The sequence below is a fragment of the Embleya scabrispora genome, assembly GCF_002024165.1.
Lineage (GTDB): Bacteria > Actinomycetota > Actinomycetes > Streptomycetales > Streptomycetaceae > Embleya > Embleya scabrispora_A.
The window spans coordinates 4,234,961-4,245,000 of sequence record NZ_MWQN01000001.1 but is presented as its reverse complement, the minus strand read 5'-3'; the positions used below and the strand labels follow the sequence as shown (position 1 = coordinate 4,245,000).

The window sequence follows — 10,040 nt, the reverse complement described above, 5'->3', positions numbered from 1 at the left end:
CGGCGCACGCCTCCGCGTAGGGCGAGCCGTTCGCGGCCAGTCGGCGGCAGGCCGCGGCGACCGCGTCCACCACCGTGGTGCGCAGGCGCTCGGGCAGCATCAACACGTGCGTGGTCGCCGCGCGTAGCGCCGCCTCCTCGTCCGGATTGCGCAACGCCCGTGCGAACGGGGTCAGTTCGGGTACGTCGAGGGCGTCGAGCAGCTTCAGCGTCTCGGCGATCTCGCGGTAGCCGACCAGGCCCTCGAAGTCGCCGAGCGCGCAGATCATCTCCGGTTTGTGGCTGGAGTCGCGGTAGTTGCGGTGCGGCGCGTCGATCGGGACGCCGCGCGCCTCCTCCTCGGCGAAGCCCTGTCGGGCCTGGACCGCGTCGGGGTGCACCTGGAGCGACAGCGGTTCCTCGGCGGCCAGCACCTTGAGCAGGAACGGCAGGCGCGGGCCGAACCGGGCGGCGGTGTCCGGGCCCAACTCGCCGGCCGGGTCCGCGGCGATCAGTTCGACCAGCGAGCGGGCCCCGGCGCCGCGATCCACCCGGGACGGCGCGCCCGGGTGGGCGCCCATCCACAGCTCGGCCTGCGGCTCGCCCGTGGGGGCGACGCCGAGCAGTTCGGGGATGGCCGTAAGCGAACCCCACGCGTTGGCGCGGATCCGGTTGAGAAGGCGGTCCATGGCTAGCGGGGTCCACCTTCGGTCCAGGGGAACAGCCCCGGCGCGGCGGGACCCACGCCGGTGCCCAGGGCCAGGTAGACGGCGGCGAAGTCGGTGACGGCGATCAGCTCGGCCAGCCGCTCCACGGGGCTGCCGCCGCGGGCGCCGACCTCGCCGACGGCCGCCCGGCCCAGCGCGCCCAGGGTGCGGCGGGCGTGGTCGGCGGGGCCGGCGGCGGCCGGGTCGTCGTGGTCGACGAGCAGCACCGGGTACATCCGCACCGGGTCGGGCTCGTCCACCCGGTCGCGGAAGAAGTCGTCGGGGTCGTCGGCGGTACCGGCCTCGCCCGCCTGGAAGACCCGGTCCATGTAGCGGCCGGCGATGGGCAGCGGACCGGACAGCGCGGGTGCGGCGGCCACACCCGTGAGCATCGTGGCGAAGCGCTCGGCGGCCACGCCCGCCACGGCGCCCGCGCCCCACACGACCGGGATGGTGCCGGCGATCGCGCCGGCCAGGCCCTTCGCGGGGTTGAGGTACGCCTCCGCGGCGGGCCGGCAGCGGGCGCTCGTCTCGTCGAGGCGGTCGGCCATCGCGTCCACGCTCGCCAGGCCGTCGCCGGGGGTGAACGCGCTCGCGCCGCACGCGCCGGTGATCGCGAGCAGCGCGGTGAACAGCGGCCAGAAGGCGGTCTGCGCCGCGAACACGGTCTCGTCGGCGTAGCCGGCCGTGCCCACGGAGCCGGCGTCGACGGGGACCGGGACCACCACGCCCCGGCTCTGCTGTACGGCGGCGTCCAGGGGCGACCCCGCGGGCGTGGCCGCGACCGTCTGGCAGCCGCGCCGGTAGGCCTGGCCGGCGAGGTCGATCAGGCCCGGCTCGTCGCCGCGCCCGGCCGCCAACACGAGGTCCATCGGACCGGCCCAGCCGGGCAGCGTGCCGCCCGCGCCGAGGATCACCGGCAGCGCCGCGTCGGTGCCGGTGACCGCGCGCAGCGCATGGCCGAGCGGCCCGTACGCGGGCGCGGACAGGATCACCGTGCGCGGCCGGTCCCGGGGCGCGATCGCCGCGGGCAGCGCCTCGCGCGCGGCCTGCACGGCCCGGCGGACCTGCGCGCCGGCACCGGCCAGCGCCCGCAGGGTCTCCGCCGTGTCGGCCCGGGCGATGCCGTCCTGGTCGTCCAGCAGGGCCTCGTCGAGGATGTTCATGCCCGATCGGTGCCCGACCGGCGAGCCTCGTCCACGAGCAGTACCGGGATGTCGTCGACGACGGGGTACACCAGCCCGCAGGCGGAGTCGTCGCAGGCCAGCGCGGCGTCCCCGTCCCGGTGCAGCGAGGCGTGGCAGACCGGGCACGTCAGGATCGCCAACTGCGACGGTTCCAGATTCACGACATCTCCCACATTTCCGACTGTTCGTACCGTTCGTACCTGTTCGTCCGGGTCCGGTGTGGCAGTCGTCCGATTGAACCCATCACCTTACCGAGCCGACCGGTCAGTCCCGGACGAGTGCCAGCACCTCGTCACGGATCGCGATCATGGTCGGCTCGTCGTCCGCCTCGACGTTCAGCCGCAGCAGCGGCTCGGTGTTGGACGCGCGCAGGTTGAACCACCAGCGGTCGGCGACCACGGTCATCCCGTCCAGGTCGTCCACGGCGGCCCCGGGCCGGTCCGCGAACGCGGCCCGCACCCGCGCGGTCGCCGCCGCCTGGTCGAGCACCTCGCTGTTGATCTCGCCGGAGGCCGGGTAGCGGTCGTACTCGCTCGCGAACTCGGACAGCGGGCGGTCCTGGCCGCCGAGCGCGGCGAGCACGTGGATCGCGGCGAGCATCCCGGTGTCGGCCCGCCAGAAGTCGCGGAAGTAGTAGTGCGCCGAGTGCTCGCCGCCGAAGATCGCGCCGGTCTCGGCCATCTCGCCCTTGATGAACGAGTGGCCCACCCGCGTGCGCACCGCCTCGCCGCCGTGCTCGGCGACGATCTCGGGCACCGCGCGGGAGGTGATCAGGTTGTGGATGACGATCGGCCGCGCCTCGCCGTTGGCCTTCGCCCGGGCGATCTCGCGGACCGCGACCAGCGCGGTCACCGCCGAGGGGGACACCGGGTCGCCGTGCTCGTCGACCACGAAGCAGCGGTCGGCGTCGCCGTCGAAGGCCAGGCCCAGGTCGGCGCCGCTCTCGCGGACCTTCGCCTGGAGGTCGACCAGGTTCTTCGGGTCCAGCGGGTTCGCCTCGTGGTTGGGGAAGGAGCCGTCCAGCTCGAAGTAGAGCGGGACGATCTCGAGCGGCAGCCCGCTCGCGGCGCCGAGCACGGTCGGCACCGTGTGCCCGCCCATGCCGTTGCCCGCGTCCACGACCACCTTCAGCGGCCGGATGCCGGTCAGGTCGACCAGGCCGAGCAGGTGCGCGGCGTAGTCGGCGAGCACGTCGTGCTCGCCGATCGTGCCCGGCGTGCCGGCGAAGTCGGGCACGCCGGCCTCGGCGAGCGCGCGGATGTCGGCCAGGCCGCTGTCCTGGCCGATCGGGGCGGCGCCGGCACGGCACATCTTGATGCCGTTGTACTGCGCCGGGTTGTGGCTCGCGGTGAACATCGCGCCGGGAAGGTTCAGACTGCCGCTGGCGAAGTACAGCTCGTCGGTGGAGGCGAGCCCGATCAGCGTGACGTCGGCACCCTGGGCCGCGGCGCCCTCGGCGAACGCGCCGGACAACTCGGGCGAGGAGGGCCGCATGTCCCGGCCGACCACGATCGCCTCGGCCCCGGTGACCCGGACGAATGCCGCGCCCAGTGCCCGCGCGGTGTCGGCGTCCAGCTGGTCGGGGACCACGCCCCGCACGTCGTACGCCTTCACGATCTGGGAGAGGTCGCGCACCCGAAGACTCCACTCGCTCGACCGCGGTCCCGATTCGCCGCGGTGTTGGCCGTTGTCCGTCGACCCCTGCCCCGCGGACGACGCCTCAGACCCTATCGGCCGGCGGTCAGCTCTCGGGTGAGCGCAGAACGCGCAGATGGCCCCGGCGGCCGGTCTCGGGACGGCCGTCGCGGTCCGGCGGCTCGGGCGCGGGCTGCGGAGGCTGCGGCGGGCGGGCGGCCTCGCGCACCGCGTTGGCCAGCGCCTCCAGGTCGTCGCTGCTGGGCTTGCCCGCGCTCGGGTCCGGCGCCAGGCGCACGACATCCCAGCCGCGCGGCGCGGTCAGCCGCTCCGAGTGCTCGGCGCACAGGTCGTAGCAATGGGGCTCGGCGTAGGTCGCGAGAGGGCCCAGGACGGCCGTGGAGTCGGCGTAGACGTACGTCAACGTGGCGACTGCGGTTCGGCCGCAGGCGGTCCGCGAACAGCGACGTACAGGGCTCACGACGATGGACGGTACCGCAAGCGGGCCGAACCCGCGTGGTATCCGGGTGCGGTGTGACTCACGTGTCGCTCCTCACAGGATGTCGGCGGCATGGGGACACCCGTTCGGGGCGGTCCGCGCCGTCCTTCGACGGGGCGGCGCGGACCGGTCCGGATCGGGCGGCCAGGCCCTAAGCTCGTGCCGTGCACAACGAGCACTCGGTGCCCTCTTCCCCCCGCGAGCGCGACTCGCGCCGTCGCAGTCGGCGCGACCGGCACGGCCGCGGCATGCGCGGCCCGCTCGCCCCGCCCCCCGTGCCGATCGCGCTGACCCGCGCGCAGCGGTTCGACGACCTCGCCGCCGATGTCGTGGAACGGCTCGCCAAGCGCTGGCCGCAATTGGAGGAGGTCCGCTTCGCGGTTCTGGACGTGCCCGAGGCCGAGACGGCGGTGAACGGCGACGAGGCGGTGGCGCTGGGCCGGCTGGTGCCGGCGACCAAGGCCGTGCCCGCCACGATCATCCTGTACCGGCGCCCGCTGGAGCTGCGCGCGGAGGGTCGGGCGGAGCTGGAGATGCTGGTCAACGACGTGCTGGTGGAGCAGGTCGCGGACCTGTTGGGGATGGATCCGGACACCATCGACCCCGACGACTGAGCGCGCCGGAACCGCGAAGGCCCGGGACCCCGCTGGAGGGGCCCGGGCCTTCGTCGTCTCGCGAAGATGTGGTCGGCGCGGATCTCAGCGCTGCGGGACCAGCAGGGACAGGTCCTGGCGGGCGTTGGGCACCACCACGGTCTCCACACCGGGTACGAAGGGCTGCACCGTGAACGCGGTGGTCTTGTTCATCGTCTCGGTGACCGTGCGGGCCAGGTGCACCGGCTGCGAGCCGGCCTGCGGTTCGGCGACCAGGGCGAACCGTGTGGCGCCGGCCGGGGCCGGGGCGTTGACCTGGAGGGTGGTGCCGGCGGGCACCTCGACGTCGGCGGAGACCGGGTCGCCCTTGTCGCCGAACGCGGTGAGCTTGACCTTGGCCGGGCCCTTGGGCGCGGTCAGCGTGACGGTCGTGGCGACCGCGCCGCCGGTGCGGTTCTCCGCGATCACCGCGCGGCCGGTCAGCTCCGGGGTGGCGCCCAGGAACGCCACCTCCGCGTCGGTGCCGGCGCCCTGCACCACCCGGACGCCGGCGATGATGTCCGCGCGGCCGGAGACCAGCCGGAGCGCGCCCGCGTCGCCGCGGTTGACCGGCCCGAGGTCGAACACGGTCAGCTTGTTGCCCTTGACCTCGGTGGTCTCGTGCTCGACCGGCTTGAAGGTGTTCACCTTGCCCGCGACGGACAGTTGCACGTCGGTGCTCTCCCCGCTCGGCGAGAACAGCATCAGCTGCACGTTGCCGGCGTCGCCGGTGATCGCCGGCAGGCCGGTGATCACCAGGTTGCGGCCCGGGGCGCCGGTCGAGGGCAGCCAGTCGGTGCCGACCGCCCCCTCCTGGTCGCGGATCGCCGCGCCGACCCGCCCGGAGCGCGCGATCACGTGCACCGCCAGGCCGGGCTCGATCGCGCTCGGGTTGAGCGTGCGCAGCAGGATCGCCGTCGAGGCGCCGGGCGCCAGGGACATGCCGCGACCGGCCTCGGACTCGATCGGCCCGTTGCGGCCGAACAGTTCCACGTCGACGACGGCGGGGGTGTCCCGGCTGTTGGACAGGTACAGGTACGCCTCCCGGTTGTCCGTCGTGGCGGCGCCGACGAACCAGCGGTCGGTGGTGGACGCCTCGCAGGTGACCCCGGCCAGCCCGCGGCCGGCGTTGCTCGGCACGCGGGTGACCGCGCCCGCGCCGAAGCCCGGGGCGAACGCGCCCGAGGCGGTGCCCAGGAGCGGCGGCACGTCGGTGTTGTCCACGCCGACGCTCGCGAGCCTGCCCGGAGCCTCGACCTTGGTGCGCACCTTGGTCCGGTCGCCGAGTTCGACGACGTTCGCCTCGCCGCCGCCCGCCCCGGCCTGGGCGGGCGGGGCGAGTGCGGATACCACCGTCGAGCTGCCGGGCAGCTGGCGGACGAACGGGCAGGACACCTCGGCCTGTTGCACCGTCACCCTCGGCGCCGCGGGCGGCGGCGCGGCCTTGCTCTCGGTCGGGCGGGTCACGACCGCCAGGCCGACGACGACGGCCAGCAGCGCGACGACGGCGGCCAGGGAGAGGGTGGTGCGCTTCACGGGCGGTCTCCCTGCGGGGACGGCGGCCACGGATCGTCACCCGAGCGCGGCTCGGGCGGCCGACCGGTGCCGGGGTCCTGGTAGGCGGTCGGGTCGTACTGCTGCGGGGGCAGCGGGTTGCCGTACTCGTCGTAGGCGGGCTGCTGTTGCGGCTGCTGGTACGGCTGCCCGGTCCAGCCGAAGGAGCCCGCCGCGTCCGAGCCGTCCGGCGCCCCCGGGGCCGGCTGGTCGTACTGGTACCCCTGGTAGTCCGGATAGTCCTGGTACTGCTGCCCGTAGTCCTGCTGCGGGTACTGCTCGTACGCCGGCGTCGTGGTGCCGTCGTAGGGCGTGCCCTGCCAGGCCTCGACCGGCACCGGCGCCTCGGCCGGGTCGGCGCGCTGCTCGGGCAACCGGGGGAATCCGTACGCGTCGAGCCCGTCGGCGGCCGCCGCGACCGGCACCGCCTCCGCCACCTCCACCGGCTCGGCCGGCTCGGCCTTGCGCCGGCCGCGCCGCCCGCCGCCCTCGCCCGCGCCGCCCGCCGCGACCGGCGCCGCGGCGGCCTCGGGCAGGTCGTCGTCGGTGCCGCGCCGGCGGGCGGGCAGCGCCATGACGAACACGACCACCACGAGGAGGCCCTGTACGAGCAGCCAGATGCCGTGTCCGCCCGAGGAGTGGGTGAGTTCGAGCCGGCCGGCCTCGGGGCGCAGTTCGAAGCCCTGGGCCCAGCCGTCCAGCGTGCGGGCGGTGAGCTTCTTCCCGCCCTGGGTGGCCTGCCAGCCGGAGTCGGCGCGTTCGGCGAGCCGCAGGATCCGCCCCTGCGGGCCCGCCTCGATCCGGGTGGACACCCCCTCGCGGGTGGTCGGCAGGGCCTTGGCCTTGCCGTCGGGGTCGACGATCAGCGCCCGCCCGACCGGGTATTGCAGCCGCCAGAGCGTGGCGCCCTGGGTGGCGCCGACCCGGGCCAGGCCGGGGGTGCCGTCGAGCCGGGCGGTCAACTCGCTGCCCACGGGCGGCTTGAGCTGGATGAACTCGATGCCGTACGGGGCCAGCATGCTCGCGTCCGCGCCACCGCCGCCGGCGATCAACTTGCCCAGGAAGGCGTCGAATCGCCGGTAGGTGGACGCCTTGGGCGCCAGCTCGGCGTCGCCGAGCGCCGGACCCGAGCCGCGCACGATCGTGTAGCTGACGTTGCCCGGTTCGGGCGAGGTCAGCACGAGGGTGCGCGGGTGGCGCGCGCCGGTGGCCTCCTCGGCCACGAACGCGGGCACCACGACCGGGTCGCGCCGCTCGAGCGGGCCGTCGGCGCCCTTCCACAGCCAGGTCCCGGCGGCCAGGAGCGGGGAGAGGCCGGCGACCACGGCCAGCACCACCGCGGTGGGCTGCCGCCAGCCGAAGCTGCCGGCCGCGACCCGGGTGCGGGCGTCCTCGGCGCCGACCATCGCCGCGGTGACGTAGCCGAGCGCGATCACCACGACGGCCGCGCCGGGCCACGCGGGCACCTTGGCGCCGGTCGCCTCGACGGTGACCTCGGCGTGGCTGACCACGACCGCGAGCACCAGGCCGACCAGGGCCACCGCCCACGCGCCGAGCACCGCGGCCCGACGCGAGTCGCGCAACAGCGCGGCCAGCGCGGCGAGCAGCAGCGCGCCGGTGAGCCAGACCGGCAGTGTGCCCGGGCCGCCCGGGTCGAGCAGCAGCAGGCCGATCGGGCTGGTGCCCTTCTCGGCCAGCGCGTCGCCGGCCAGGCCGGGCTCGCTCAGGAACAGCGCCGGCTTGCCCGCGAGGGCCAGGGTCCACGGGCCGAGCAGCACGAGCGGGGTGCCCAGCACCACGCCGAGCCGCAGCAGCAGGCCGATGCCGGGACGCGGGCCGAGCAGTCCGGCGAAGGACACCGCGACGGCGATCAGCGCGAGCAGCGCCGTGGCGAGCCAGAGCAGCGGGGTGAACGCGGCGACGACGGCAAGCACCAGGCCGGTGGCCCAGGCCGCGCGCATGGACGCCTTGAGGTCGCCCGCGCCGAGCACCTGGGCCGCGCCGCGCGCGACCACGGGGGCCAGGACGAGGGCGACGGCCGTGCCGATCCGGCCGCCGGCGATCGCACCGGTGGCGACGGGGGTCAGTGCGTACGCGGACGCGCCCCACACCCGCACGCCCGGCGCGGACACCAGGCGGCGCGAACACAGGTAGGCGCTCATCCCGGCCAGCGGGACGCTGCCGATCAGCAGAACCGCCACCGCCGTGCCGGCCTTGCCGAACAGCAGCGTGGCGAACGCGGCCAGCGCGCCGACGTAGGGCGGCGCGCTCGCCGCCTCGCCGAAGCCGACGCCGTGCCACGTGTCGGCGTAGCGGTCCCACAGGTCCGACGCGCCCTCGGGCGCGGGCAGCAGGGCGCCGCCGAACAGGCTGCCGCCGGAGAGCAGATCACGGGCGGCGAACAGGGTGATCAGGACGAGCGCGACGGCGAGCGAGAGGCCGGGGCGGCGCATCAGCACGCGCAGCTTGACGAAGTTCTCCGTGTCGAGCGACTCGGCGTCCTCGTCGACCGGGCCCGACTCGGCGCTGCTGTGCCGGCCGGACCGGTTCTCCGGTTCCTCGCTGCGCCGCAGGTCGCCGATCAGGCCCTCGGCGGCGTGCCGCACGGTGGCCGCGCGGCTGGGGAACAGGTCGCCCAGGTCCTTGTCGGACATGGTGCGGGTGCGGGCCCGGGCCCGCCGCGCGGACAGGAAGCCGGCGGGGCGGAGCAACACCGAGACGGTGCCGAGCAGTTCGTCCAGCGCCATGCCGGGCAGCTTGCCGAGCAGGTAGCCCAGGCTGCGGAGCAGGCCGCCGAACAGCAGGCGCAGCCACAGCAGCGGCCAGCCGGCGCCGGAGGTGTTCGCGAGCAGCGTGAAGGCGGCGCCCGCGCGGTCCACGCGGTGCGGTCGGTTCGCGGCGACGTCGATCGGCCGGCGCTCGCGCGTGGCCGCCTCGGCGTGCTGGACCACAGCGTCCGGGACCACGACCACGCGGTGCCCGGCGGCGTTGACGCGCCAGCCGAAGTCGGTGTCGTCGCGCGAGAGCGGCAGGCGCGGGTCGAAGCCGCCCAGGCTCTCCCACACGTCGCGGCGCACCAGCAGGCCGGCGCTGGAGACGGAGAGCACGCCGCGGATCGCGTCGTGTTGGCCCTGGTCCTGCTCGCGGCGCTCCAGACCGGTCCAGCGTCGGCCGCTGCCGGTGAGCGTGGTGCCGACTTCGAGCAGTTGCCTGCGGTCGTACCAACTGCGCACCTTGGGGCCGAGCATGGCCACCGAGGGCAGTTCGTCGGCGGCGCGCAGCAGCAGGTGCAGGGCGTCGGGGGCGGGTTCGCTGTCGTCGTGGAGGAGCCACAGCCACTCGACCGGTTCGGTCGACCTCGGCGGGCGGTCCTCGTCGGTGTCGCCGTACGGATCCGACACGTCGTACGTGTCGGTGCGGTACGGCAGGGACGCGGGGTCCAGGTGCGGCGCGGCGCGCAGGGCCTCGCTCACGGCGGCACCGAACGCGGTCCGTCGCTCGGTGTGCAGCACCGAGTCCCGGCCGAGGGCGTCCTCCAGCAGACCCGCCGAGGCGTCGGTGCTGCCGGTGTCGACCGCGACGACGCGCTGGACCGGGCGCTCCTGACCGAGCAGGCCGGTCAGTGTGCGGGGCAACCAGCGGGCCCCGTCATGGGCGACGAGGATCGCGGTGACGATGTGCCGTGGGAAAGCCGGAGCTTGCGCGTATGCCGACTGATGGCTGAAAAGTGACATCGAGTGCGGGGACCCCGGGGGGCTCGTAGCGGCGTGGTACCAGCGGTCCGGCATCCGGCCGAACGGCCCACACACTACGCGACGGGCACCTCGGCCCCGCCCGGATCGGGCGCG

General features: G+C 75.2%; 8 protein-coding genes (1 of these 8 cut by a window edge). 1 reads left to right on the top strand and 7 read right to left on the bottom strand.

Features of this window, described 5'->3' with window-relative positions; genetic code table 11:
* The 5 genes from manA to B4N89_RS18755 form a co-directional block, all read right to left on the bottom strand.
* A protein-coding gene (manA, locus tag B4N89_RS18775; RefSeq protein ID WP_078976982.1) for a mannose-6-phosphate isomerase, class I crosses the window boundary here: on the bottom strand, positions 1–667 show its 5' portion. The gene continues 572 nt to the left of window position 1, outside the view; only the first 667 of its 1,239 coding nucleotides appear in the window; it begins with the start codon at positions 665–667; the stop codon falls past the left edge of the window.
* 2 nt (positions 668–669) lie between these two features.
* Positions 670–1,851 (bottom strand): SIS domain-containing protein, encoded by a 1,182-nt coding sequence (locus B4N89_RS18770; protein WP_078976979.1) that lies wholly within the window; start codon positions 1,849–1,851, stop codon positions 670–672.
* Positions 1,848–2,033, bottom strand: a complete 186-nt coding sequence (locus B4N89_RS18765; RefSeq protein WP_078976977.1) for a Trm112 family protein — start codon at positions 2,031–2,033, stop codon at positions 1,848–1,850. Before B4N89_RS18765 ends, B4N89_RS18770 begins: the two co-directional genes overlap by 4 nt.
* 103 nt (positions 2,034–2,136) lie before the next feature.
* Positions 2,137–3,507, bottom strand: a complete 1,371-nt coding sequence (locus tag B4N89_RS18760) for a phosphomannomutase/phosphoglucomutase (RefSeq protein ID WP_078976976.1) — start codon at positions 3,505–3,507, stop codon at positions 2,137–2,139.
* A 106-nt stretch (positions 3,508–3,613) separates the two neighbouring features.
* Positions 3,614–3,988: a DUF3499 domain-containing protein gene (locus B4N89_RS18755; protein WP_174861553.1), complete on the bottom strand. Its 375-nt coding sequence runs from the start codon at positions 3,986–3,988 to the stop codon at positions 3,614–3,616.
* A gap of 266 nt (positions 3,989–4,254) precedes the next feature.
* On the opposite strand from B4N89_RS18755, the gene B4N89_RS18750 reads away from it, so the two are divergent.
* The gene (locus tag B4N89_RS18750; protein ID WP_078976974.1) at positions 4,255–4,620 is read left to right on the top strand and encodes a metallopeptidase family protein; all 366 of its coding nucleotides are present in this window, start codon (positions 4,255–4,257) and stop codon (positions 4,618–4,620) included.
* An 84-nt stretch (positions 4,621–4,704) separates the two neighbouring features.
* On the opposite strand, the gene B4N89_RS18745 is transcribed toward B4N89_RS18750, so the two are convergent.
* Complete coding sequence (locus B4N89_RS18745) at positions 4,705–6,174, bottom strand: DUF5719 family protein (RefSeq protein ID WP_078976973.1); 1,470 nt, start codon at positions 6,172–6,174, stop codon at positions 4,705–4,707.
* On the bottom strand, positions 6,171–9,926 hold the full coding sequence (locus tag B4N89_RS18740; RefSeq protein WP_078976972.1) for a glycosyltransferase family 2 protein: 3,756 nt from the start codon (positions 9,924–9,926) through the stop codon (positions 6,171–6,173). Before B4N89_RS18740 ends, B4N89_RS18745 begins: the two co-directional genes overlap by 4 nt.
* Positions 9,927–10,040: the final 114 nt, after the last annotated feature.

What these genes read in the sequence shown, in the direction of transcription:
- B4N89_RS18750 (WP_078976974.1), top strand. Translation starts at nt 4,255, where the DNA reads ATGCGCGGCCCGCTCGCCCCGCCCCCCGTGCCGATCGCGCTGACCCGC.
- B4N89_RS18770 (WP_078976979.1), bottom strand. Translation starts at nt 1,851, where the DNA reads ATGAACATCCTCGACGAGGCCCTGCTGGACGACCAGGACGGCATCGCC.
- B4N89_RS18740 (WP_078976972.1), bottom strand. Translation starts at nt 9,926, where the DNA reads ATGTCACTTTTCAGCCATCAGTCGGCATACGCGCAAGCTCCGGCTTTC.